21 protein-coding genes are annotated in these 23,571 nt (G+C 61.7%); 10 read left to right on the plus strand and 11 right to left on the minus strand.

The genetic code is table 11. From position 1 onward, the window contains the following. Positions 1–171: 171 nt before the first annotated feature. The gene (locus U8L64_RS17165; RefSeq protein WP_043295485.1) at positions 172–969 is read left to right on the plus strand and encodes a universal stress protein; all 798 of its coding nucleotides are present in this window, start codon (positions 172–174) and stop codon (positions 967–969) included. Here the strand turns inward: U8L64_RS17165 and U8L64_RS17170 are convergent. Next, entirely contained in the window at positions 966–1,733 is a 768-nt protein-coding gene (locus U8L64_RS17170) for a ParA family protein (RefSeq protein WP_043295484.1), read from the minus strand. The two genes, U8L64_RS17165 and U8L64_RS17170, sit on opposite strands and share 4 nt — an antisense overlap. 436 nt (positions 1,734–2,169) lie before the next feature. Here U8L64_RS17170 and U8L64_RS17175 point away from each other — a divergent pair, with 436 nt between their 5' ends. The 5 genes from U8L64_RS17175 to U8L64_RS17195 are packed head-to-tail and all read left to right on the plus strand — an operon-like array spanning position 2,170 to position 6,742. Continuing rightward, complete coding sequence (locus tag U8L64_RS17175; protein ID WP_333398344.1) at positions 2,170–3,378, plus strand: ABC transporter substrate-binding protein; 1,209 nt, start codon at positions 2,170–2,172, stop codon at positions 3,376–3,378. Then, positions 3,375–4,172: an ABC transporter ATP-binding protein gene (locus U8L64_RS17180; RefSeq protein WP_008569572.1), complete on the plus strand. Its 798-nt coding sequence runs from the start codon at positions 3,375–3,377 to the stop codon at positions 4,170–4,172. The genes U8L64_RS17175 and U8L64_RS17180 overlap by 4 nt, the downstream gene beginning before the upstream one ends. Beyond that, positions 4,165–4,869 (plus strand): ABC transporter ATP-binding protein, encoded by a 705-nt coding sequence (locus U8L64_RS17185; protein WP_008569570.1) that lies wholly within the window; start codon positions 4,165–4,167, stop codon positions 4,867–4,869. Before U8L64_RS17180 ends, U8L64_RS17185 begins: the two co-directional genes overlap by 8 nt. Continuing rightward, the gene (locus tag U8L64_RS17190) at positions 4,869–5,759 is read left to right on the plus strand and encodes a branched-chain amino acid ABC transporter permease (protein WP_008569569.1); all 891 of its coding nucleotides are present in this window, start codon (positions 4,869–4,871) and stop codon (positions 5,757–5,759) included. Before U8L64_RS17185 ends, U8L64_RS17190 begins: the two co-directional genes overlap by 1 nt. Continuing rightward, positions 5,756–6,742, plus strand: coding sequence for a branched-chain amino acid ABC transporter permease (locus tag U8L64_RS17195; RefSeq protein WP_333398345.1), 987 nt, complete (start codon positions 5,756–5,758; stop codon positions 6,740–6,742). The genes U8L64_RS17190 and U8L64_RS17195 overlap by 4 nt, the downstream gene beginning before the upstream one ends. A 17-nt stretch (positions 6,743–6,759) precedes the next feature. Here U8L64_RS17195 and U8L64_RS17200 read toward each other — a convergent pair whose 3' ends face one another. The 3 genes from U8L64_RS17200 to U8L64_RS17210 all read right to left on the minus strand — a co-directional run bounded on the left by U8L64_RS17200 (position 6,760) and on the right by U8L64_RS17210 (position 9,222). Continuing rightward, positions 6,760–7,554: a thymidylate synthase gene (locus tag U8L64_RS17200; protein ID WP_043295480.1), complete on the minus strand. Its 795-nt coding sequence runs from the start codon at positions 7,552–7,554 to the stop codon at positions 6,760–6,762. Between the two features lie 75 nt (positions 7,555–7,629). Further along, positions 7,630–8,430 (minus strand): prolipoprotein diacylglyceryl transferase, encoded by an 801-nt coding sequence (gene lgt, locus U8L64_RS17205; RefSeq protein ID WP_333398346.1) that lies wholly within the window; start codon positions 8,428–8,430, stop codon positions 7,630–7,632. A gap of 9 nt (positions 8,431–8,439) precedes the next feature. After that, positions 8,440–9,222: a sulfite exporter TauE/SafE family protein gene (locus tag U8L64_RS17210; protein WP_043295478.1), complete on the minus strand. Its 783-nt coding sequence runs from the start codon at positions 9,220–9,222 to the stop codon at positions 8,440–8,442. Between the two features lie 213 nt (positions 9,223–9,435). Here U8L64_RS17210 and U8L64_RS17215 point away from each other — a divergent pair, with 213 nt between their 5' ends. The 3 genes from U8L64_RS17215 (at position 9,436) to U8L64_RS17225 (ending at position 12,373) form a co-directional block, all read left to right on the plus strand. Continuing rightward, entirely contained in the window at positions 9,436–10,608 is a 1,173-nt protein-coding gene (locus tag U8L64_RS17215) for an NAD(P)/FAD-dependent oxidoreductase (RefSeq protein WP_333398347.1), read from the plus strand. After that, positions 10,605–11,414 carry an aldo/keto reductase gene (locus U8L64_RS17220; protein WP_333398348.1) on the plus strand — a complete coding sequence of 270 codons (810 nt, stop codon included), beginning with the start codon at positions 10,605–10,607 and terminating at the stop codon, positions 11,412–11,414. Before U8L64_RS17215 ends, U8L64_RS17220 begins: the two co-directional genes overlap by 4 nt. Before the next feature lie 71 nt (positions 11,415–11,485). Further along, positions 11,486–12,373, plus strand: coding sequence for a metal ABC transporter ATPase (locus U8L64_RS17225; RefSeq protein WP_333398349.1), 888 nt, complete (start codon positions 11,486–11,488; stop codon positions 12,371–12,373). A 23-nt stretch (positions 12,374–12,396) separates the two neighbouring features. Here the strand turns inward: U8L64_RS17225 and hldE are convergent, their stop codons facing one another. Further along, positions 12,397–13,818 (minus strand): bifunctional D-glycero-beta-D-manno-heptose-7-phosphate kinase/D-glycero-beta-D-manno-heptose 1-phosphate adenylyltransferase HldE, encoded by a 1,422-nt coding sequence (gene hldE / locus U8L64_RS17230; RefSeq protein ID WP_077682186.1) that lies wholly within the window; start codon positions 13,816–13,818, stop codon positions 12,397–12,399. An 85-nt stretch (positions 13,819–13,903) separates the two neighbouring features. Continuing rightward, on the minus strand, positions 13,904–15,709 hold the full coding sequence (msbA, locus tag U8L64_RS17235; protein ID WP_333398350.1) for a lipid A export permease/ATP-binding protein MsbA: 1,806 nt from the start codon (positions 15,707–15,709) through the stop codon (positions 13,904–13,906). 34 nt (positions 15,710–15,743) lie between these two features. Between msbA and U8L64_RS17240 the strand changes: the two genes are divergently transcribed. Further along, a complete protein-coding gene (locus U8L64_RS17240; RefSeq protein WP_213661965.1) occupies positions 15,744–16,346 on the plus strand; it encodes a toluene tolerance protein in 603 nt (200 codons plus the stop codon). A gap of 14 nt (positions 16,347–16,360) precedes the next feature. Here the strand turns inward: U8L64_RS17240 and U8L64_RS17245 are convergent, their stop codons facing one another. The 5 genes from U8L64_RS17245 to U8L64_RS17265 all read right to left on the minus strand — a co-directional run bounded on the left by U8L64_RS17245 (position 16,361) and on the right by U8L64_RS17265 (position 23,551). After that, the gene (locus U8L64_RS17245; RefSeq protein WP_333398351.1) at positions 16,361–18,325 is read right to left on the minus strand and encodes an acyltransferase family protein; all 1,965 of its coding nucleotides are present in this window, start codon (positions 18,323–18,325) and stop codon (positions 16,361–16,363) included. A 71-nt stretch (positions 18,326–18,396) separates the two neighbouring features. After that, positions 18,397–19,587 carry an O-antigen ligase family protein gene (locus tag U8L64_RS17250; RefSeq protein ID WP_333398352.1) on the minus strand — a complete coding sequence of 397 codons (1,191 nt, stop codon included), beginning with the start codon at positions 19,585–19,587 and terminating at the stop codon, positions 18,397–18,399. Between the two features lie 39 nt (positions 19,588–19,626). Then, positions 19,627–20,889: a hypothetical protein gene (locus tag U8L64_RS17255; protein WP_333398353.1), complete on the minus strand. Its 1,263-nt coding sequence runs from the start codon at positions 20,887–20,889 to the stop codon at positions 19,627–19,629. Continuing rightward, entirely contained in the window at positions 20,890–21,810 is a 921-nt protein-coding gene (locus tag U8L64_RS17260; protein WP_333398354.1) for a glycosyltransferase family 2 protein, read from the minus strand. Then, positions 21,797–23,551: a carbamoyltransferase family protein gene (locus tag U8L64_RS17265; protein WP_333398355.1), complete on the minus strand. Its 1,755-nt coding sequence runs from the start codon at positions 23,549–23,551 to the stop codon at positions 21,797–21,799. The genes U8L64_RS17260 and U8L64_RS17265 overlap by 14 nt, the downstream gene beginning before the upstream one ends. Between the last annotated feature and the right edge of the window lie 20 nt (positions 23,552–23,571).

Genomic DNA, 23,571 nt, shown 5'->3' on the forward strand with positions numbered 1-23,571 from the left:
ATGCCGGCAAGCATAGCCGCAGCGTACCTACCAACAAAAGCACGGCGTCCTTCGCCGCACCTGTCCGTTGCGCCGGATCAGCGAGCGAGGCACCGCGATTGACGCAGCGCACCGCGGGACAGCGCCCGCCGGGCGCGGCATACTCGGGCTTTCCGTCACCGCGAGGCCAGCATGGTTCAGCACATTCTCGTCGCCCACGATCTCAGCCCCGAAGCCGACCTCGCCCTGCGCCGTGCCGCGCAGCTGGCGCAGCAGAGCGGTGCCCGGCTGAGCCTGCTGCATGTGCTCGACAGTCGGGGCGAGCCGCAGGACGAAGCCCTCGTGCGCGCCGATCTGCAGGCGCGCCTGCAAGCCAATGGCGCGGCGACGGCGCAACTGTGGCTGCGACACGGCCAGCCGGTGGAAGAGGTACTGACCCAGGCACAGGGGTTGGAAGCCGACCTGCTGGTCCTGGGCCGCCACCATCGCCACTCCAGCCTGGGCTTCGCCGGCACCACGCTGGAACGCATCCTGCTGGCCAGCCCGGCGCCGCTGCTGCTGGCAGCCCATCCGGCAGTCGAACCGTACAGTTGCGCGCTCGCCGCGCTGGACTTCTCACCCTGCGCCAACCGCGCGCTGCAGATCGCCTGGCGACTGCTGCCGGCCAGCGGCGAGCTGCACGCCCTGCATATCCACGAAGTGGCCGAGATTCACGGTGCGGATGCCGATGCGCTGGCGCTGGAGCACGAACTGTTCGAGCAACTGGTCGAGGATGTTCAGGCCACGCTGCCGGACAGCGGCGCCACGCTGAGCTACAGCCTGCATCAGGGCGAGCGCAACAACTGCCTGGAGGCGGCACTGGACGAACTGCATCCGCAGTTGCTGGCGCTGGGCGGGCACAGTCGCGGCGAACTCAGCAGCGCCCTGCTCGGCAGCCTGACGCGGCAGTTCCTCGACCAACCGCCGTGCGACGTGCTGGTGGCGCGCTAGCTTTCGATCAGATCATGCAGCTCGACGAACTGCAGGCTTAGCTTGTGCCGCGGGTCGAAGTGGATCAGCGGCATGCACGCCTGGTGCGATTCGCGCATGCGCACCGAACTCATCAGGTTGACCGGTAGCACCGGCAGGCCCTCTTCCAGCAGCTCGGCGATCATCTGCTGCGGCAGCGCGGCACGCGGCTGGAACTGATTGACCACGATGCCTTCGACCTCCAGCGCCTCGTTGTGGTCCTCACGCAGGTCTTCGATCTCCTCCAGCAGGCCGTACAGCGCCTGGCGCGAGAAACTGTCGCAGTCGAAGGGAATCAGGCAGCGGTCGGCGGCGATCAGCGCCGAAACCGTGTAGAAGTTCAGGGCCGGCGGCGTATCGAGATAAATCCGCTCGTAGTCGTCGGCGAGGTTGTCGAGCAGTTTGCGCAGCTTGTTGATCTTGTGCTTGGCCTCCAGCTTAGGTTGCAGGTCGGCCAGCTCGGCGGTCGCGGTGATCAGGTGCAAGTTGTCGAACGGCGTTTCGAAGATGGGCGGTCGCGCCTTCTTGCCGGCCGGGCCGCTGGCCAGCACCTGCTTGAAGAAATCGGCGATCCCGGTCGGCACGTCCTCGCCCGTCAGGCCCGTCAGGTAGTGCGTCGAATTGCCCTGTGCATCGAGATCCACCAGCAGCGTGCGATAACCCTGGGCCGCGCTCACCGCCGCCAGATTGCAGGCGATGCTGGATTTGCCGACGCCGCCTTTCTGATTGAACACCACCCTGCGCATGTCGCACCTCCCTAACCTGACCGGTCGAGTCTATACGGCAAAGATGACAAACAGATGAGCGTTCGGAAAAAACCCTAGCCGGTGGCGGCGCGATACGCGCCACACGTCCTGCCCGGTTGCGCCCGTGCGATCCCCTGCTACGGTTAGCTCTACCGAATAAGAACAACAAGGGATCGCCGATGCGCCTCGTCAGGGCCGGCACCGCCACCCCCTGCGCAGCGTCGCGAATGCCGACGCGCCGCACCGACGCGCCGCCTCCGAGCGAGCGCTGCCGCGCTATTACGTCACCCACCCGTGCCAGCCTGCGCCCCACTCGCGCCGTCCTCCGTGGACCTGCGCGGCCGCCGCTGGGCACCCGTCCGCTTGCCGCTTCGATTCTCTTCCCTGCCGGGCCAGTGAACCACTGCGCCGCGGCTCCGCACGTAAGGAGACCTGCATGAGACTTTCCGCCATCGCAACAGCAACCCTCGCGGCCGCGCTCGCCACCCCGGCATCCGCCGCCGAGATTTCCGACGGCAAGGTGAAAATCGGCATTCTCAACGACCAGTCGGGGGTGTATGCCGACTTCGGCGGCAAATGGTCGTACGAGGCGGCGAAGATGGCCGCCGAGGACTTCGGCGGCAAGGTGCAGGGCATGCCGATCGAGATCGTCACCGCCGACCACCAGAACAAGCCGGACATCGCCTCCAACATCGCGCGACAGTGGTACGACCGCGAGCAGGTGGACGCGATCATGGAGCTGACCACCTCCTCCGTGGCGCTGGCGGTGCAGGGCATTTCCAAGAGCAAGAAGAAGATCAACCTGGTCACCGGCGCCGCCACCACCGAGCTGACCGGCAAGCAGTGCTCGCCCTACGGCTTCCACTGGGCCTACGACACCCATGCGCTGGCGGTCGGCACCGGCGGCGCGCTGGTATCCCAGGGCGGCGACAGCTGGTACTTCCTCACCGCCGACTACGCCTTCGGCTACTCGTTGGAGGAGCAGACCTCCAAGTTCGTCAAATCCAAGGGCGGCGAGGTCAAGGGCGCAGTGCGCCACCCGCTGGCCACCACAGATTATTCGTCCTTCCTGCTGCAGGCGCAGTCGTCCGGCGCCAAGGTCATCGGTCTGGCCAACGCCGGCCTGGATACCGCCAACAGCATCAAGCAGGCCGCGGAGTTCGGCATCGTCGCCGGCGGCCAGCGCCTCGCCGCGCTGCTCTTCACCCTCGCCGAGGTACACGGCCTGGGCCTCGACGCCGCGCAGGGGCTGACCCTTACCGAGAGCTTCTACTGGGACCGTGACGACCAATCCCGCGAGTTCGGCGAGCGTTTCTTCAAGCGCACCGGGCGCATGCCGAACATGATCCATGCCGGCACCTACTCCGGGGTCATGCAGTATCTCAAGGCGATCGACAAGGTCGGCAGCGACGCCACCGAGCCGGTGGCCAAGGCGATGCACGAGATGCCGGTGGACGACGTCTTCGCACGCAACGCCAAGGTCGGCGCCAACGGCCGGCTGATCAGCGACGTCTACCTGATGGAGGTGAAAAAGCCGGAGGAAAGCAAGCGCGACTGGGACTACTACAAGGTGCTGGCCACCGTGCCGGGCGACGAGGCCTACCTCAAGCCGGCCGACAGCGGCTGCGAGTTGGTCGGGCAATGAGCGCAGCGGCGGCACGGCCAGAGGCGCCCGCGACGCCGCAAGCGCATCCGGTGCTGCTTGCGGCGCGTGGCCTGCGCAAGGAGTTCGGCGGTTTCGTCGCGGTCAACAACGTCGACCTCGACGTGCGCCACGCGCGGGTGCATGCGCTGATCGGCCCCAACGGCGCGGGCAAGACCACGGTGTTCAACCTGCTGACCAAGTTCCTGCAGCCCACCGCCGGCAGCATCCATCTGCTCGATCAGGACATCACCCGCACCGATCCGGCCAAGGTGGCGCGCATGGGGCTGGTGCGCTCGTTCCAGATCTCCGCGGTGTTCCCGCACCTCTCGGTGCTGGACAACGTGCGCGTGGCGTTGCAGCGCCCAAACGGGCTGGCCAGCCAGTGCTGGCTGCCGCTGCGCTCGCTCAACCGGCTCAACGGCCGCGCCATGCAGCTGCTCGAATCCGTGGGACTGGCTGACCGCCGTCACGAGCCGGCGGCCGATCTGTCCTACGGGCGCAAACGGGTGCTGGAGCTGGCCACCACGCTGGCGCTGGAGCCCAAGGTGCTGCTGCTCGACGAGCCGCTGGCCGGCATGGGCCACGAGGATGTGCACGTGGTCGCCGACATCATCCGCGAGGTGGCCACCGAGCGCGCGGTGCTGATGGTCGAGCACAACCTCAAGGTGGTTGCCGATCTCTGCCATCAGGTGACCGTGCTGCAACGCGGCGAAATTCTCACCTCCGGCGATTACCGCAGCGTCAGTCAGGACGAGCGCGTGCGGGTGGCCTACATGGGGACCGAAGATGACTGAAGCGCTGCTCAGCGTGCGCGATCTCAACGCCTGGTATGGCGAGAGCCATGCGCTGCACGGCATCGACCTGGACGTGCAGCAGGGCGAAACCGTGACCCTGCTCGGGCGCAACGGTGTGGGCAAGACCACCGCGCTGCGCGCCATCGTCGGCATTATCCGCAAGCGCAGCGGCAGCATCCGCTTCGACGGCAAGGACATGCTGCACGTGCCGCTGCATCGCACCGCGCGCCACGGCATCGGCTACGTGCCGGAGGAGCGCGGCATCTTTTCCACGCTGACGGTGGAGGAGAACCTCACCCTGCCGCCGGTTATCGCCAAGGGCGGCATGACGCTGGCGGAGATCTACCAGTTGTTCCCCAACCTCGAGGAGCGCCGCAAGAGCCCCGGCACCAAGCTCTCCGGCGGTGAGCAGCAGATGCTGGCGATGGCGCGCATCCTGCGCACCGGCGCGCGCCTGTTGCTGCTCGACGAGCCCACCGAAGGCCTGGCGCCGGTGATTGTCCAGCGCATCGGCGAGGTGCTGCAGACGCTCAAGCAGCGCGGCATGACCATCCTGCTGGTGGAACAGAATTTTCGCTTCGCCAGCAAGGTCGCCGATCGCTTCTACGTGGTCGACCACGGCACGGTGATCGACCGCTTCGCCGTCGCCGAACTGCCCGGCCGCATGGCGACGCTCAACGACGCCCTGGGGGTCTGATGACGACGATCTTCGATGTACCGATCCAGGCGTTTCTCGGCCAGCTGCTGATCGGCCTGATCAACGGTTCGTTCTACGCCATGCTCAGCCTCGGCCTGGCGATCATCTTCGGCATGCTGAAGATCATCAACTTCGCCCACGGCGCGCAGTACATGATCGGCGCCTTCGCCGGCTACCTGCTGTTGGCCACGCTGGGCATCGGCTACTGGCCGGCATTGATCCTCGCGCCGCTGATCGTCGGCCTGGGCAGCGCGCTGGTCGAACGGCTGGCACTGTCGCGGCTGTACAACCTCGATCACCTCTACGGGCTGCTCTTCACTTTCGGTCTGGCGCTGGCGCTGGAAGGTGCGTTCCGCTACTTCTACGGCTCGTCCGGGCAACCCTATGCGGTACCAAAGGAACTGGCCGGTGGCTACAACCTGGGCTTCATGTTCCTGCCCAAGTACCGCGCCTGGGTCGTGCTGGCATCCTTGGTGATCTGTATCGCCAGCTGGCTGCTGATCGAGAAGACCAAGCTGGGCGCCTACCTGCGTGCCGCCACCGAGAACCCGACGCTGGTGCGCACCTTCGGCATCAACGTGCCGCTGTTGCTGACCTTCACCTACGGCATGGGCGCGGCGCTGGCCGGCCTCGCGGGCATGCTCGCCGCGCCGATCTACCAGGTCAGCCCGCTGATGGGCTCGAACCTGATCATCGTGGTGTTCGCCGTGGTGGTGGTCGGCGGCATGGGCTCGATCCTCGGCGCGATCCTTACCGGCTACATGCTCGGCATCCTCGAGGGGCTGACCAAGGTGTTCTACCCCGAAGCCTCCAACATCGTGATCTTCGTGATCATGGCGATCGTACTGCTGGTCCGCCCCGCCGGCCTGATGGGGAGGGACGCCGGATGAACAGTCAAACCCGCATCGTCACGACCAAGCGCCCGGCGCTGCGTCTGGAAACCCTGCTGATCGGCGTCGGGGTGCTGGCGCTGGTGCTGGCGCCGTTCTATTTCTATCCGATCTTCATCATGAAGGTGCTGTGCTTCGCGCTGTTCGCCTGCGCCTTCAACCTGCTGCTCGGCTATACCGGCATCCTCTCGTTCGGGCACGCGGCGTTCTTCGGCGGCGGAGCGTATTTCACCGCTCATGCGGTGAAGGAGTGGGGGCTGACGCCGGAACTGGGCATCCTGGTCGGCGTTGCCGGCGCCGCGCTGCTCGGGGTGGTGATCGGCTTCCTGGCGATTCGCCGCCAGGGCATCTACTCGACGATGATCACCCTGGCGCTGTCGCAGATGTTTTTCTTCTTCTGCCTGCAGGCGCCGTTCACCCACGGCGAGGACGGCATCCAGAACATCCCCCGCGGCCGGCTGTTCGGCCTGCTCGATCTCGCCGAGCCGCTGTACATGTACTTCTTCGTGCTGACGGTGTTCCTCGCCGGCCTGCTGGTGATCTGGCGGGTGATCCACTCGCCGTACGGCATGATCCTGCGCTCGATCCGCGAGAACGAGAACCGCGCGATCTCGCTCGGCTACTCGGTGGCGCGCTACAAGCTCGGCGCGTTCGTCATGTCGGCGACGCTGGCGGGGCTGGCCGGCGGGCTCAAGGCGCTGGTGTTCCAGTTCGCCACGCTCACCGACGTCAGCTGGCAGATGTCCGGCGAGGTGGTGCTGATGACCCTGCTCGGCGGCATCGGCACGCTGATCGGCCCGGCATTCGGCGCGGCGCTGGTCACGGGGCTGGGCAACTACTTCGCCACGTCGGAGCTACCGGTGACGCTGGTCACCGGGGTCATCTTCATGATCTGCGTGCTGGTGTTCCGCCGCGGCATGATCGGCGAGTTCTATGCCTCGCGCTTCGGCCGCCGGCTAACCCGGCGCGACGACGAGGACTGAGGCGTCCGCCACGCACGTCAGACGGCGACTGGCGCCTTGATGTGCGGATGGCTCTGGTAGCCGACCAGCTCGAAATCCTCGAAGCGGAAGGCGAACAGGTCCTGTACGGCGGGGTTGAGCTTCATCGTCGGCAACGGCAGCGGCTCGCGCGACAGCTGCAGGTCGGCCTGCTCCAGATGGTTGGCGTAGAGGTGGCAGTCGCCGCCGCTCCAGATGAACTCGCCGGGCTGCAGACCACAGACCTGGGCAATCATCAGCGTCAGCAGCGCGTAGCTGGCGATGTTGAAGGGCACGCCGAGGAAGATGTCCGCCGAGCGCTGGTACAGCTGGCAGCTCAACTTGCCGTCGGCGACGTAGAACTGGAACAGCGCATGACAGGGCGGCAGCGCGGCCTGCTCGACCAGGGCCGGGTTCCAGGCCGAGACGATCAGCCGGCGCGAATCCGGATTCTTTTTGATCATCTGCAGCAGGTTGGCGATCTGGTCGACCGACTCGCCGTTCGGCCCCGGCCAGCTGCGCCACTGATAACCGTAGACCGGGCCGAGGTCGCCGTTCTCGTCGGCCCACTCGTCCCAGATCGATACGCCGTTTTCCTTCAGGTAGCCGATGTTGGTGTCGCCCTTCAGGAACCACAGCAGTTCGTGAATGATCGAGCGCAGGTGGCACTTCTTGGTGGTCACCAGCGGGAAGCCGTCGGCCAGATTGAAACGCATCTGGTAGCCGAACACCGAATAGGTGCCGGTGCCGGTGCGGTCGCTCTTGAAGGTGCCGTGCTCGCGCACGTGGCGCATGAGGTCGAGGTACTGTTTCATCGCGGGCTCGGAACTAGAAAAAGGGGCAATGGTAAGAGGCCCCGCCGCGCTTGTCGCGCCGGCGGAGCCGGACGGTCAGGCGATGGCCTTGCGCGGGTTGTGCTTGTAGGCCCAGGCAATCATGCCGACGCCCAGCAGAATCATCGGCACGCAGAGCACCTGCCCCATCGTCAGCCAGCCGAAGGCCAGGTAGCCCAGCTGCGCATCCGGCACGCGGACGAACTCGACGATGAAACGGAAGATGCCGTAGCACACTGCGAACAGGCCGGACACCGCCATGGTCGGGCGCGGCTTGCGCGAGTAGACCCAGAGGATGACGAACAGCGCCACGCCCTCCAGGGCGAACTGGTAGAGCTGCGATGGGTGCCGCGCCAGCTGTTGCGGATCGGTCGGGAAGACCATCGCCCAGGGCACGTCGGTCGCCTTGCCCCACAGCTCGGCGTTGATGAAGTTGCCGATGCGCCCGGCGCCCAGGCCGATCGGCACCAGCGGCGCGATGAAGTCCATCAGCTCGAAGAAGCTCTTGCCGTTGCGCCGGGCAAAGAACCAGGTGCACAACAGCACGCCGAGCAACCCGCCGTGGAACGACATGCCGCCCTTCCATACTTGCAGAATCAGGCTTGGCTGATTGAGGTAAGCGGCCAGGTCGTAGAACAGCACATAACCCAGGCGGCCACCGACGATCACCCCCATCGCCACCCAGAACACCAGGTCGGAAAGCTTGTCCTTCGGCCATTCGGGGGCGAAGCGCGCGACGCGCCCGGAGGCCAGCCACCAGGCGCCGCCGATGCCGATCAGATACATCAGCCCGTACCAGTGAATCTGCAACGGGCCGATGGCAACCGCCACCGGATCAATCTGCGGGTAAGCCAGCATGGTGATTCCTCAAATCAAGAAATGGGTACCGACACTCAGCAGCAGCAGCGCGAACAGCAGCCGCAACACGCGCGGCGAAAGGCGATGCGCCAGCCGAGCACCGAGGCGGGCGAAGAACATGCTCGTCGCTGCAATACCGAGCACGGCCGGCAGATAGACGAAGCCCAGACTCCACTCGGGAAGGTCGGGCGTCTGCCAGCCAACAACGATGAAACTCACAGCCCCAGCCAGTGCGATCGGCAGGCCGCAGGCCGCCGAGGTCGCCACCGCCTGCTGCATCGGCAGGCCGCGCCAGGACAGGTAGGGCACCGACAGCGAACCGCCACCGATACCGAAGATCGCCGACGCCCAGCCGATCACCACGCCGGCGAGCGACAACCCGGGCTTGCCGGGCTGGCCGGTGCTGGCCTTGGGACGCAGGTCGAAGGCCATCTGCACCGCCATCACGATGGCAAAGATGCCGATGATGCGCTGCAGCATCGCGCCCTGCAGCGCCGCGGCCGTCAGGCTGCCGAGCGCCGCGCCGAGCAGGATGCCGACGGTCATCCACAGCACCATCGGCCAGCGCACCGCGCCCTTGCGGTGGTGGGTGAGAATCGAATTGATCGAGGTAAAGACGATGGTGGCCAGCGACGTGCCGACCGCCAGATGCGTCAGCACCTCCGGCGAGAACCCCTGGGCACCGAAGCTGAGCACCAGCACCGGCACGATGATCAGCCCGCCGCCCACGCCGAACAGCCCGGCCAGCACGCCGGCACCGCTTCCCAACAGCAGATACAGCAGAAACTCCATCGCTTCTGTCCCGGCGCAACGAAAGCGGCATGGTAGCGGAAACCGCCGCAAAACGGAGGCGGCGGTAGCGCAAACGCCCGTCACGGCGGCGATTGCGGCGCGCATGCCCCGGCGCGGCAAATCCGGCCGGCGGGCACGGCAGTACCCAGCCGATGGCTGCGCCAATGCCGTCGCCAGTTATACTGCCGCCCTGTTTTCCTGCGAGGTCGCGCCATGTCCGAATCCCTCAGCACCGACGTCCTCATCGTCGGCGGCGGTGTCGCCGGTCTCTGGCTCAATGCCCGCCTGCGCCGCCTGGGCTTCGCCACTCTGCTCGTCGACAAAGGCGCACTGGGCGGCGGGCAGAGCGTGAAATCCCAGGGCATCATCCACGGCGGCACCAAGTATGCGCTGCACGGCGCGCTGACCGGCGCCTCGGAAGCCATCGCCGACATGCCACGCCGCTGGCGCGAGGCGCTCGACGGCCAGGGCGAGCTGGATCTGACCGGCGTGCGGCTGCTGTCCGATGCGCACTACCTGTGGTCGCCGGGCACGCTGGCCGGCAATCTCACCAGCTTCTTCGCCAGCAAGGCGGTGCGCTCGCGGGTCGGCCAGGTCAAGGGCGATGCGCTGCCGCCGGCACTGCAGCATGCGCAGTTCAAGGGCAAGGTGTACCGCCTCAGCGAGCTGGTGCTCGACGTGCCGAGCCTGATCGCGCGCCTGGCGGAACTGGCCGGCGACAGCCTGCTGGCCGGTGAGCGGATCGAGCCGCTGCAAGAGGGCGGCGAGCTGGTCGGCCTGCGCGTCGACGGCCGCGCCATCTGCGCGCAACGCCTCGTCTTCAGCGCCGGCGGCGGCACCGCCGAACTGCTCGCCGCCGTCGGCCTGCAGCAGCCGGCCATGCAGCGCCGACCGCTGCACATGGTCATGCTCAAGGCGCCGACGCTTAAACCGCTCTACGCGCACTGCCTGGGCGGCGGCAGCAAGCCACGGATCACGGTGACCAGCCATCCGGCCGCGGACGGCGAGTGGGTCTGGTACCTCGGCGGCGACCTGGCCGAAGCCGCCGGTGTGGCGCGCGACGAGACCGCGCAGATTGCCGCGGCGCAGCAGGAACTGGCCGCGCTGGTACCGTGGATCGACCTGTCCGTCGCGCGCTGGGCTACGCTGCGGATCGATCGCGCCGAACCGGCACAGTCCAGTCTGGCGCGCCCGGACAATGCCTTCCTTGCCGAACAGGGCCGACTTTTGGTCGGCTGGCCGACCAAGCTGGCACTGTCACCGGACTTCTCCGACCGCGTCGAAGCTGCCCTCGCCCGCGACGGCATCCGCCCGGGCAACCATCCGCCACTGCCGGCGCTGCCGCGACCGCCGGTCAGCGGCCCGTTCTGGGAAGGTCTGCTATGAGCACGACGCTGCATGACCTGCATCGGCCGCTCGGCAGCACCGGGCTGACGATCTCCCCGCTGGGCCTCGGCACGGTCAAGCTGGGCCGCGACCAGGGCGTGAAATACCCCAGCGGCTTCGCCATTCCCGACGACGCGCAGGCGCGCCGACTGCTGGCGCTCGCTCGCGAGCTGGGCATCAACCTGATCGACACCGCTCCGGCCTATGGCGTCAGCGAGGAGCGCCTGGGCCCGTTGCTGGCCGGCCAGCGCGACGACTGGGTGATCGTCAGCAAGGTCGGCGAGGAGTTCGACAACGGCCAGTCGCGCTTCGATTTCTCCGCCGCGCACACGCGCTTCTCGGTGGATCGCAGCCTCGCGCGCCTGCGCACCGACCGCATCGATCTGGTGCTGGTGCACTCGGACGGCAACGACGTGGATATCCTGCGCCACGCCGAGGTCTACCAGACACTCGCCGAGCTCAAGCGCGAGGGCAAGATTCTCGCCTACGGGCTCTCCGGCAAGACCGTCGAGGGCGGCCTGCTGGCGCTGCAGGACGGCGATTGCGCGATGGTCACCTACAACCTTAACGAGCAGGCCGAACGCCCGGTGCTCGACTACGCCGCCGCCCACGCCAAGGGCATCCTGATCAAGAAGGCGCTGGCCAGCGGCCACGCCTGCCTACGGCCAGGCGAGGACCCGGTGCGACGCAGCTTCGAGCTGCTGCTCGGCCACCCCGGCGTCGGCGCGGCGATCATCGGTACCATCAACCCGCAGCATCTGATCGACAACGTGCGCACCGCCGCCGCCGTACTGACGGGCAACTGAGGCACGCCTGGGCTAGGCTGTTTCCTCCGCCCAAGGCTGCTACTGCCGAATTCGCCGCCAGGAGGAACCGCATGCCGACCGTTCTGCTGCGCAAGAGCCCCACCGCCTTCAAGACGCTGCCGCTGTACGTCGAGGCCAACCCGGACCGCCTCAATTACCAGAGCCTGGGCCGGCCGCTGAGCTTCGGCGAAGTCATCGAGCGTCGGCGCCCGGTCGAGGTCCCCAACACCCACCGCTTCGCCCTCGAGCTGGCCAATCTCGGCGTTTCGGTGCGCCTCACCCTCGGCTGGCAGGATCGCGAATACTGGGTGCTGGTACGCCAGCAGCGGCTGGATCGCGGCGACGTGGTGCTCAAACTGATCTCCGGCTACGTGCCGGCTCACGAACTCAATCTTCCGCTGCTCACCGCCATCCAGGAAATTGCCGAGGAGTGCCTGCTGGAAACCCCGGAGGGTTGGCTGAGCGGCCGCTTCGGCGATACCTGGCTGCCGGCGCCATACGAAGGCCCGCTGCAGTACCGCGAAACACCGCACTTCTCACTCGCCTCGCTGACCGGCGCCACACGACCCGTGCACTGCAGCGAGCGGGTGCTGATGGAGCGCCCACGTGCCTATGTGCACTTGCCCACGGCCTCATTGCAGCTGGTTTACGACATGCGTCTGGAAGTGCCGAAGGACGTGCATCGGCCAAGCCTGTTCCATGTCGACGAGCGCCTCGAGGACGGCGAACTGGTCGCCCGACTGGATCGCAGTCAGGCCGATCTCTACCTGATTCCGCTGCAGCATGGCGAGCCGCAGGAGCAGCTGCTACAGCTGCACAACGGCCGTCTGAGCCCGGTGGCGACCCGCGGACTGTGGCTGTCGGAAAGTTTCGCGCCGCAGGACGGCTGGGTGGTGCGCGACGAGCGCATTCGCTGGAAGGACTGGTGGATCGGCCGCGCCCTGGCCGTCGCGCGCTGAGTGGCGACGGCCGGGCGCGGCAGCTAGGCCTTGCGGATCTTCTCGACGATGGCGGTGGTCGAGCTGTTCTCTACCAGCCCCAGCACACGCACCTCGCCGCCATAGGCACGGACCAGCTCGGCGCCGACCACCTGATCGACACCGTAGTCGCCCCCCTTGACCAGCACATCGGGGCGTACCTGAGCCAGCAGCGCCTCGGGGGTGTCCTCAGCGAAGCACACCACCCAATCCACCGCCTCCAGACCGGCGAGCACCGCCATGCGCCGGTCGACGCTGTTGATCGGCCGGCCCGGCCCCTTCAGGCGGCTGACCGAGGCGTCGTCGTTGACCGCGACGATCAGCCGGTCGCCCTGGGCACGCGCCTGCTCCAGATAGGTCACGTGACCGGCGTGCAGGATGTCGAAGCAGCCGTTGGTGAAGACGATCTTCTCGCCCTGGGCGCGGGCATCCTCGACCACGGTGAGCAGTTGCTCCACCGTCATCATGCCGCGCCCGGAGCCTTCCTCGCGCTGGATCGCGCGGCGTAGCTCAGGCGCGCTGACACAGGCGGTGCCCAGCTTGGCGACCACGATGCTGGCGGCCAGGTTGGCCAACGCAACGGCCTGCGGCAGCTCGGCACCGGCGGCCAGCGCAGCGGCCAGTGTGGAAATCACGGTATCGCCGGCGCCGGTCACATCGAACACCTCGCGCGCCCGCGCCGGCAGATGCAGCGCGGCGTGGTCGGGACGCAGCAGGGTCATGCCATGCTCGCCGCGGGTCACCAGCAGGGCGTCCAGCTGCAGGCGGCGCATCAGCTCGGCGCCCTTGGCGACCAGCTCGGCCTCATCGGCGCAATGCCCGACGATCGCCTCGAATTCGCCGAGGTTCGGCGTGATCAGCGACGCGCCACGATAGATCTCGAAATCCTTGCCCTTGGGATCGGCCAATACTGGAATCCCGCGCCGCCGAGCGGCCTGGATCAGCGCCTGATGATTCTTCAGCGCGCCCTTGCCGTAGTCGGACAGCACCAGCACCTTGACCCCGGCCAGCAGCGCCTCGACCTCGGCCAGGATCGCGGCCGGATCGGTATCGAACGGTTCCTCGAAATCCATGCGCAGCAATTGCTGATGGCGGCTCATGACGCGCAGCTTGACGATGGTCGGCTGGTGCTCGATGCATTGGAAATGCGCTTCAACGCCGGCGGCAGCGAGGCTGTCGACCAGGCTCTGACGCGCTTCATCCTGGCCGGTCACGCCGATCAGCCGGGCAGGCGCGCCCAGCGCGGCGATGTTCAACGCAACGTTCGCCGCACCACCGGGGCGATCCTCGATCTGCTCGACCTTGACCACCGGCACCGGCGCCTCCGGCGAGATGCGCGACGTGCCGCCATGCCAGTAGCGATCGAGCATGACGTCACCCACCACCAGGACGGGGGCTTGGTCGAAACGGGGCATGGACAGCTTCATTGAGAGGGCTCCGGGGCGCTGGAAAACGCCGCGGATCATAGCATGCCGGCGCGCCGCGGCTCGCGCGGCCCAGCATACACGCGGATCACGCCGGCTCGTCGTCCTTGAACTGCTTCTCGTGCAAACGAGCATAAGCACCGTTGGCCGCCAGCAGCTGCGCATGGTTGCCGCGCTCGACGATACGCCCCTGCTCCATCACCAGAATCAGATCAGCTTTCTCGATGGTGCTTAGACGATGGGCGATGACCAGCGTGGTCCGGCCACTCATGGCGTGGTCCAACGCGCTCTGGATATGCCGCTCGGATTCGGTGTCCAGCGCCGAAGTCGCCTCGTCGAGGATCAGTACCGGCGCGTTCTTCAACAGCGCGCGGGCGATCGCCAGACGCTGGCGCTGACCGCCGGAAAGCAACACACCATTCTCGCCAACCAGCGTCTGGTAGCCTTGCGGCATCTGCTGGATGAACTCGTCCGCATACGCATCGCGAGCAGCGCGCTGGATGTTTTCCAACGGGGCACCAGCCAGATCGCCGTAGGCGATGTTGTTAGCGACAGTGTCGTTGAACAAGGTCACCTGCTGAGTCACCAGAGCGATATGCCGGCGCAGGTTGCGCAGCGTGTAGTCCTCAATATCCACACCGTCGAGCAGAATCTGCCCTTGATCGTGGTGGTAGAACCGCGGAATAAGATTGGCCAGGGTGGATTTGCCACTGCCCGAACGGCCGACCAGCGCAACCATCTGCCCCGGCTCGACATTGAAGCTGATGTCGTGCAGCACCTGCTTGTCGGTGCCCGGATAGATGAAGCTCAGCCCGGTGATTTCCAGGCGCCCCGCCACTCGCTCACGCTCCAACGTACCGCCATCGACTTCCGAGGCCTCGTCCAGCTGCTCGAAGATGCTTTCGGCACCGGAAACACCCTTTTGTATGGTGGAACTGACCTCGGAGAGCTGCCGGATCGGTTTCGGCAGCAGGCCGGCCAGGGTGATGTAAGCAACCAGATCGCCGGCAGAAGCATCGCCGCGCATGTACAGCACCAGAAACATCAGCACTGCCATCGCGCTGTAGATCACCAGCTGCAGCGTCGGCGTATAAACTGCGTTGGTCTTGACCATGCGCAGCTGCTTGCCGGTGTTGTCCTGACTCGCCCCGAGAAAACGCGCCTGCTCGTAGGCCTCGCCACCGAAACTGCGCACTACCCGGTAACCTTGAATGGTCTCCGAGGCCACATGGGTGACATCGCCCATCGCGACCTGGATTTTCTTGCTCTGCTTGCGAAATTTCTTGCTGGCACTGGACACCATCACACCAATCACCGGCAGGATCGCCACCATCACCAGCGTCAGCTTCCAGTTCATCCACAGCAGCGTCGCGAACAGAAAGATCACCGTCATACCCTCGCGCACCACCACCTTGATCGCATCGGTCGCCGCTCCGGTGACCATGGTCACGTTGTAGGTGATGCGCGAGATCAGATGCCCGGAGTTGTGGCTGTCGAAGTAGCGATTGGGGAGCGTCAGCAGGTTGTTGAACAGCGCTACACGCAGGTCATGTACCAATCCCAGCGAGACGCGGGCGAGGAAATAGTTGCCAAGAAACGAACCGACACCCTGCAACAGCGCGATGACCACGATCAGCAAGGGCACCGCCTGCAGCAGCTTCAGCCCGGCCAGCCACTCCAGCTCGTTGAGATGAGGTACCTGGGCAAAAAAACTGGCGTCCGGGTTGTTCAGCCCATCGACGAAGAACTTGAGGATGTAGCCCAGCATGGGCTGGGTGGAGGCGAAGAGCAGGAAGCCGAGGATGCTGATTGCGAACAGGCCCGAATAGGGGAGTACGTAGCGCAGCAACCTCAGATACACCTTTACGCTGGATTGCTGGGTAGAATTGGCCATTCGGCAAGCCCCATGAAATGGCTAGAGGAACAAGATGCGGATTGTATCAGCGCAGGAGCTGGAAGATTGGTTGGCCAGTGGCAGGGTTCTGGAAAAGGATGCCCGGGGACCGAAGGTGGTAGCGTTAGAAAATGGCTTGTTCCTTAAGGTCTTCCAACACCGGCGGCACCCATTACTTGCACGCTTGCAGCCTGCGGCAAAGCGCTTCGCCGAAAACGCTCATCGACTCCAACTGCTAGAAATCTCAGCACCAGTAGTTCAGGAACTACTTTGGATTGATAAAAAAAAGGGGATCAGCGCATGCCTTTACCAGCCACTTCCCGGCACCTCAGTCGAGGAAATTTATGTCCAGAATCCGGACAACATAGCCACTCTGCTTCCGGCACTCGCCAAGTTTATTCGAACCCTACATGAGCGCGGGATTTACTTTCGCTCGCTTCACCTAGGCAATATTATCCAGCTAACTCAAGAGCGGTTCGGGTTGATCGATATTCTTGATTTGCAATTCAAGGGACGCAAAATCAATCGCTGGCTGGTTCAACGCAACTTACGTCACCTCCAGAGCTACCTCAACCGAAGAAAACTCACCGAATTTCCATTGCGAAAGCTGATCGAACTGTATCGCCGAACCCCCTGATCGAACCAACCATACTAATTCTGCACTTCTGCCCTAAATATCGACTGGAACATGGGCAAAAGCTTGGAACTCCCTCGCACGCCTAAGTGATCATCATCGTAGTAAAGAGGATAACCATCTTCGGTCGCTGGACAGTCCGTCGCAGAGCAGAGATAGGGCAGCGGATTCAATATCCTCACACCACAGCGCGCACTCGCCTCATCCTGCACGGACCACATAAATCCATGCCGATGATGATACTCATCTAACGGCAACGAAAGATTTCTGTATCGATTCAGCAGCATGTCGCGCGCCAACGCATAAGGAACATTAACCTTCATTTCAGGTAAGTTCCGCACTATATACAGCGGATGATGCGAAGCAATTTCGCAAACGGTATCGATGTAGTGGCGCCGAAACTCTTCAAGGTATGCCGGCTCGGGCGAGTTGTATCCGCGTGAAAAAAAATATTCAGGCTTATTTTCTTGCTGATCCGCCTCTCCAGGCATGCCACCCATAACGTAAGCGGTCGTCCGATTGATCAAGATCACTGGTTGCCCCGGATACAAATTCGGCAACTCTGTTCGGACCCACTTCTGTAAGGCCAAGCACTCGGTGCCGCGGCCATTCATTTTCCTCGCTCCAAAAACCGGTAAACAGCCTGCACGGGCACGCATGTACAGCGACGCGGAAGCATCATCCATACTTTGCTGGACTACGCTTGCCAATGTTCCCGCATGGCTGTCACCAATGATGATCCCCCGCACAGGACCTGTCCCAAAAACGCACTCTTCACGTTGAGCGGTACATTCATTGAGCCGCGGCGGGGTTTTCCGACTTTCGCTTTCCATAGCCGCCACCGCATCCGGCAAACGCCCCGAAAAGTCGTTCTTGCGAATGATCTGTGCAGCACCCAGCACAATCGCCAACAGTAAGAAGAGTATTGCACCGGCCTTGAACGGCCGCCAGCGGGAAAGGCACTTACGCGCCGGGCCCTCTACGTAAAGATAAGACAGGTGCCCCAGATACAATGACAGCAAGATGCCCGGCAGCCACCAGAGCACGTTATCCTGCTTTTCCAGAAAAACCAGACCTACCATGATTGGCCAATGCCAAAGGTAAATCGAATAAGACCGGTCACCTAGCCACTGGAAAACAGCGCCCCGTATTAATGGCGAGGTTTGTTTCTCAGCCAAAATAACGAGGCAGGCGCCCAGCACCGGGAGCAAGGCCCAACCACCAGGCCATGCGAAACGAGAATCGAGGAGGATGATAGATACAAGAATAAGCAAGAAACCCAGGCCAGACAGTACACTAGCCCAGAACGACCGAATAGGTCGGATACGATCGCAGAAAAAAAATACTAAACACCCTGCAAGCATCTCCCACATTCGGCTTTTCAGGGTAAAAAATGCTTCTTCCGGCTGCGACAGACTCAACCAGACACTCCAGAACAGGGATACCAATAAAATAGCCCCCAGCGTTAAACATACTATTGCCCAGCTCGACCCAATCCGGCGCAACAACATCAATAACAACGGGAACACAAGGTAGAATTGCCATTCAACGGATAACGACCAGGTATGCAGCAACCATTTCCCGCTCGAAACCACATCGAAATAACCCGCCTCTTCTAGGTAGCGGAGATTGGAAGAAAATAAAAGGCTGTCTCGTGCATGCTTTCCCAGCGCCCGATATTCCAGCGGCATCAGTATTAACCAGCCAACGAGCAGCACAACAGCACAAAGCACGATCAGGGCTGGCCATATCCGCCGCGCTCTCGAGAAATAGAAGCTCCACAGTGAAAAACTGCCTGAAGCAAGCCCCGTCTGAATAATCTTAGCCATGAGGAAACCGGAAATGACGAAAAACACGTCAACCCCGACGAATCCACCATCGAAACCTGGCACAGAAAAATGATATAGCACCACGGACAAAACGGCCCACGCCCTCAGTCCGTTGATATCTATACGATAATTATTCTGCTTGTTATTAAACAATTGTTTTCTCGCAAAACATTAAAACATCGGTTTAACTTGATACCAATTAGTCTGGCGGCACTATCGAAATATCATTGTCTATTATCAGCCATCTCCTGGCTTTCTCTATTCCGGCTCAGGTGAGAGCAGAAAAGCGTGAAAAAAAGGGGAATCCAGAAACAGAACCATTCAATCGCTGGCCGTCCTAGCGGCAGGCGCCCGTTGGTAGATAAACACAGGAGCCCAAACAGTATCCACGACGCAAAAAACCAGCCTGCACTATCTTTTGGAAACAACCTGCCCAGACAGAGCAGCAGCATCACCCCGAATAGGCAGCCACCAATGACGCCACCGACCCGAAAGACCTCAATGACGCTGGAATGAGAGTGGGTGACCGTTGAGCCGTTCGACATAGGGATCTCTACCGAACGCCCAAAGCCCTGCCCCAACCAAAAATTTTCCTGAATGATCGATAAGGCATTCATCCATATTCCTGAGCGATAGTTCGGCTGCTCCAGCCTGGCGTGAAGAATTGACCATACGTCGGTAAAAATGAGCAGGCCGAAGGAAAACAGTAGTACAGAGCCCCATAAATATAGATCACCTTTATCTCTGCGATATAGCGATATCGCACCAAGGGTAATCCACAACGACAACATCGGCCCTCTGCTTTTGCTGATAAACATCAACGCCACACAAAGTACTATCACGCAAGCCAAAGCAATTCTTTTCGGCCATCTTACATCAGGCAACATCCACCACGCTGCCAACACCGGAACACCAAAATAAACCGCAGAGGAAATAGGATTATCCTCCCCCCAACCACTGAGTTCTTTTAAAGAAAAGCGCCCTGCCAAAAGGAGAGAAAAATCCGACCCACGCAACATCAATACGGCGAAATAAAAAATCGCGGAAATGCCCCCCAAAATTATGAAGAAGCAAATAACACGCTCTGCGCTTCGCTCTCCCGAACGCATCACCGCCTCAATACAAAGCAGTAAGCAGAGTATATACAGCGAGAACTTTACCGCATCCTTGACAGCCTCACTCCCCGACCAAAGCGCCGATAGTGAAAAATATATCAAGAAGGCAAAAACCGACAAAACAGGCCAGCGCAGCTGGCGCAGCAGCACCAAAAAGCGTGGAAACAAAAGCAATCCGGGCAAGGCGCATACCAGGTAGAAAATTGTTTTCTGCTGGCTTGAATCTAAAAAGTAAATGGATATTAAATAAATAAAAAACCCAATAACCGCCCAAAGCCTCGCGCAAACCTGAACGTTCATAGCGCAAAAATCCACATATGCAATTCTTCCTACATCGCCTCAGGCGTCATCAAAATCATCCAAAGCGGATTTCAGGCGAATACCGGGAAGCGCTTTTTTATTAGCCAAAGAAACCACAGAGTCCACGATCGAACCCAATGGAAACCTGCGATTTTCCACGTGAAACTCAAAAAAACTCAAAGATCTCGCCGCATACGCCGAAGGGTCCGCCAATATCGCATCGACTTCGTCCCGTAACTGTATAGCCGAACGGGCACGAGGAATACCAAATCTCTCAACGGAAAAGTAATCCTTATTGGAGCCAAGCAAGACAAATGGCGTTGCGTATCTAGCCACATCCACAATTGCATTCGTGTAGTCAGACAACACTATATCGAATCGAGCCGCGCAATCATCTAGCGAAGTATGCTCCGGCACTATTGATATCCGCTCGTTGTCCACCAGGTGACTTCTCCACCAATTACCTGCGCCTCGGGGATGCAGCTTGACCGAGAGATGGATCGACTCATTTTCAGCCAACCACTCCATAACCCAAGAGCAAACCTCCAAGTAACCACAGCGCGTCTCGTAAGCCGGCCCTGGCGCGAGGAAAAGGCATTCTATATTTTCACTAGGGACTGTTGGCTTAGAAAAATTATCCTTATCCGCCCAAAAATAAGGCCCGCAATAGCACGCTACGCATTGTCCAAATGTATTAGGAAGACGCTTCAAATATTCAAGAGAACTCCGCCCATATAGAAAGTAATAGTCGTAATCAAAATAACGATAGCGACTCGACTGGCTCGTTATCACTGAATGAGCCAGATGCACGACTATCGCACCGTCACGGCGCAACATCTTGATAAAGCTCGGCAAAACCCAGCCGTTTCGCTCGGTCAGCATTACCTTTGTTTCGAAACGCCTAAGGAGATATTCGGCATGTGCCGCGTGCCAGCGAAATAAGAATGGCACGGACCGGCAAGGTGAATAAAAGCTACGGTGCAAGATTAGATCACGATCATCAATTTCGACATATTCTTCGACATTGAGACCCCGAGCTTTCAGCGCCGCAATCAAGGGCTTTTTACGCCCCTGCAGAAAAGATTTCTGAGATGGATGAATCAACAAAACGTCGCAGACGACAGGCTCAATCAACCCACGTTGCTGGAAGATCACAGACAATAACGCTTTCCATAGCAGCTTGGTGCGTACGGCGATGTAATTAAGTAACTTTTTTTTCTTACGGGGGTCACCATCCAAAATAAATCTGTACAGTGCTTTCTGATCAGCGGAGCTATCTCTTTTATGAACAGCAGATTTCATTCAGCGGCGCTGCCTCAACCAAGCACGAACTGCTTTGCGCAAATAGCTCCCCTTCAACAGCACTCGCCAGTCTTGTTTGAGCGCCGCGAAAAAGTACTCATTTGCCCCTTTATCATCGCCCACCAAATAAGCGCTGCGAAACAACGAAAGATATCGCTGCACAAGGAACTCTTTCTTCAACCCCTGAAATTCTTTACCCAACCGCTGCGGTGAAAAAACCTCATCCACTAACGCCACTCCCCCCGCCTTGGCATGACTGAACTGATGCCGAAGGCTGTCGTGATGTTTGTGAATAACAGCTAGAGGCTGGGCCAGCACTGTGCACTGATAATTGGCCAGCACTTGACTGAATACCGGGATATCTTCTGCACTACGGAATTGCTCGGGATAGCCACCGCGCGAAAAAACCTCGCGATGCATTGCACAAGCTCCGTTGGACAATGCGAACCGCTTGTCCAAGAGATACCCTCGCAGCCTGTCCAGACGGGAAACCGGCAGAGCGGGAGGGGTATAGGAGCGGCGCTTGCCATTGCTCAAGATCGCATCGTGACCACCGATGACCATACGCGTCTCGGGGTGCTGCGCAATGTGCTGCGCCAGTGCCTCCAGCGCCCCTGGTGCCATCTCGTCATCAGCGTCGAGAAAGATTAAGTAGGTACCGCGGGCCTCACGAATTCCCCTATTGCGCACCGAGGCCGCTCCACCGTTTTCCTTGCGCAACGCGCGGAACCGCCCGGGCTGGCTGGCTAAAAGCGCTTCGATTGCCTGCGGCGTGTCATCAATCGAGCCATCATCAATGACGATCAGTTCAGCAACGGCTGTGTCCAGCTGCCGCAATACCGATTCCACCGCCCGCGGCAGAGTCAGAGCATAGTTATAAGCTGGAATGACAACGCTAATAAGCGGCTCAGCTGGACTCATACCGACTCATCCCATCCTTTACCACCAACACATCCTCCATGATCAGATACTGCAGATCCGACCCATAGAACATATTCAGCGCATCGGTCGGCGAGCAGATCATCGGTTCGCCGCGGCGATTGAGGGAAGTATTCAAAGACACGCCGTTGCCGGTGAGCTTTTCCAGTTCGAGCATCAGGTCATACCAACGCGGATTGTATTCGCGCTTCAGGACTTGGGCGCGGGAGGTGCCGTCCTCGTGGACGACTTCGCCGACGCGCTCTTTCCAGCCTTCGTTGACTTCGAAGGTAAAGGTCATGAACGGGCTCGGGTGGTCGACCTTGAGCATCTGCGGCGCGACGGTGTCGAGCATCGACGGGCAGAACGGCCGCCAGCGTTCGCGGAACTTGATTTGCTCGTTGATCCGGTCGGCCACGCCCGGCACGCTGGGACAGCCGATTATGGAGCGACCGCCGAGGGCACGCGGGCCAAACTCCATGCGGCCTTGGAACCAGGCGACCGGATTGCCGTCGACCATGATCTTGGCGATGCGCTCGGGCACGTTGTCGATCTTCTGCCATACGGGCTTGTTAGGGTGGCGCGCGCAGGCCGCGATAATGTCCTCGTTGCTGAAGCTCGGACCGAGATAGACGTGCTCCATCTTTTCCACCGGCACGCCGCGCTGATGGGAGATGTAGGCAGCAGCACCGACCGCAGTACCAGCGTCGCCAGAGGCAGGCTGGACGAACAGCTCCTTCACTTCGGGGCGGGCAATGATCTTCTGGTTCAGCTTGACGTTCAGCGCGCAGCCGCCAGCGAAAGCGATCTTGCCGGTTTCGCGGATGATGTCGCCCAGGTAGTAGTCCATCATCTCCAGCGCCAGCTTCTCGAACAGCGCCTGCATGCTGGCGGCGTAGTGGATGTAAGGATCGTCAGCGATGTCGCCTTCGCGCTTGGGACCGAGCCAGTCGATCAGCTTGGGCGAGAAGTAGTAGCCCTTGCCGTTTTCCTTGTAGCGACGGAAACCGATAACGTTGGCGTAATCGGTGTTGATGATCAGCTCGCCGCTCTCAAATTTCGCCAAGCGAGAGAAATCGTACTTGGCCGCGTCGCCGTAGGGCGCCATGCCCATGACTTTGAATTCGCCATCGAGCATCTCGAAGCCGAGGTATTCGGTGATCGCTCCGTACAGACCGCCCAGCGAGTCCGGATCGTAGAATTCCTTGATCTTGTGGATCCTGCCGTTCTCGCCCCAGCCGAAGAACGTGGTGGCGTACTCACCCTTGCCGTCGATGCCCATGATCGCGGTCTTCTCGGTGAAGCCGGAGCAGTGGTAGGCACTAGAGGCGTGGGCCAAGTGGTGCTCGACCGGCTGCAGCTTGACCTTTTTCAGATCGAAGCCAAGCTGCTGCAGGCACCACTGGATGCGCTTCTTGTAGCGATAATAGCGACGGTTGCCCATGAGAATGGCGTCGAGCGCGCGGTCCGGGGCGTACCAGTAGCGCTTGGCATAGTGCCAGCGGGCTTTCTCGAAAATGCTGATGGGCGCGAAGGGAATCGCCACCACGTCGACGTCGCTCGGCTTGATACCGGCCTGCTCCAGGCAGAACTTGGCGGATTCGTAAGGCATGCGGTTCTTGGCATGCTTGTCACGCACGAAGCGCTCCTCCTCGGCAGCAGCGATGAGCTTGCCGTCGATGTAGAGGGCAGCGGAAGGATCATGGCTGAGGGCGCCGGAAAGGCCGAGAATCGTCAATGCCACGGATGAAAGCCTCTTGAAAA

Origin of the sequence: Pseudomonas sp. FIP_A4 (assembly GCF_036701605.1) — a bacterium.
GTDB classification, from domain to species: Bacteria; Pseudomonadota; Gammaproteobacteria; order Pseudomonadales; family Pseudomonadaceae; genus Stutzerimonas; species Stutzerimonas phenolilytica.

Excerpts from the sequence above, each read along its gene's own strand:
- U8L64_RS17165 (WP_043295485.1), top strand. The coding sequence starts at position 172 with ATGGTTCAGCACATTCTCGTCGCCCACGATCTCAGCCCCGAAGCCGAC.
- U8L64_RS17170 (WP_043295484.1), bottom strand. The coding sequence starts at position 1,733 with ATGCGCAGGGTGGTGTTCAATCAGAAAGGCGGCGTCGGCAAATCCAGC.
- U8L64_RS17175 (WP_333398344.1), top strand. The coding sequence starts at position 2,170 with ATGAGACTTTCCGCCATCGCAACAGCAACCCTCGCGGCCGCGCTCGCC.
- U8L64_RS17180 (WP_008569572.1), top strand. The coding sequence starts at position 3,375 with ATGAGCGCAGCGGCGGCACGGCCAGAGGCGCCCGCGACGCCGCAAGCG.
- U8L64_RS17185 (WP_008569570.1), top strand. The coding sequence starts at position 4,165 with ATGACTGAAGCGCTGCTCAGCGTGCGCGATCTCAACGCCTGGTATGGC.
- U8L64_RS17190 (WP_008569569.1), top strand. The coding sequence starts at position 4,869 with ATGACGACGATCTTCGATGTACCGATCCAGGCGTTTCTCGGCCAGCTG.
- U8L64_RS17195 (WP_333398345.1), top strand. The coding sequence starts at position 5,756 with ATGAACAGTCAAACCCGCATCGTCACGACCAAGCGCCCGGCGCTGCGT.
- U8L64_RS17200 (WP_043295480.1), bottom strand. The coding sequence starts at position 7,554 with ATGAAACAGTACCTCGACCTCATGCGCCACGTGCGCGAGCACGGCACC.
- lgt (WP_333398346.1), bottom strand. The coding sequence starts at position 8,430 with ATGCTGGCTTACCCGCAGATTGATCCGGTGGCGGTTGCCATCGGCCCG.
- U8L64_RS17210 (WP_043295478.1), bottom strand. The coding sequence starts at position 9,222 with ATGGAGTTTCTGCTGTATCTGCTGTTGGGAAGCGGTGCCGGCGTGCTG.
- U8L64_RS17215 (WP_333398347.1), top strand. The coding sequence starts at position 9,436 with ATGTCCGAATCCCTCAGCACCGACGTCCTCATCGTCGGCGGCGGTGTC.
- U8L64_RS17220 (WP_333398348.1), top strand. The coding sequence starts at position 10,605 with ATGAGCACGACGCTGCATGACCTGCATCGGCCGCTCGGCAGCACCGGG.
- U8L64_RS17225 (WP_333398349.1), top strand. The coding sequence starts at position 11,486 with ATGCCGACCGTTCTGCTGCGCAAGAGCCCCACCGCCTTCAAGACGCTG.
- hldE (WP_077682186.1), bottom strand. The coding sequence starts at position 13,818 with ATGAAGCTGTCCATGCCCCGTTTCGACCAAGCCCCCGTCCTGGTGGTG.
- msbA (WP_333398350.1), bottom strand. The coding sequence starts at position 15,709 with ATGGCCAATTCTACCCAGCAATCCAGCGTAAAGGTGTATCTGAGGTTG.
- U8L64_RS17240 (WP_213661965.1), top strand. The coding sequence starts at position 15,744 with ATGCGGATTGTATCAGCGCAGGAGCTGGAAGATTGGTTGGCCAGTGGC.
- U8L64_RS17250 (WP_333398352.1), bottom strand. The coding sequence starts at position 19,587 with ATGAACGTTCAGGTTTGCGCGAGGCTTTGGGCGGTTATTGGGTTTTTT.
- U8L64_RS17255 (WP_333398353.1), bottom strand. The coding sequence starts at position 20,889 with ATGAAATCTGCTGTTCATAAAAGAGATAGCTCCGCTGATCAGAAAGCA.
- U8L64_RS17260 (WP_333398354.1), bottom strand. The coding sequence starts at position 21,810 with ATGAGTCCAGCTGAGCCGCTTATTAGCGTTGTCATTCCAGCTTATAAC.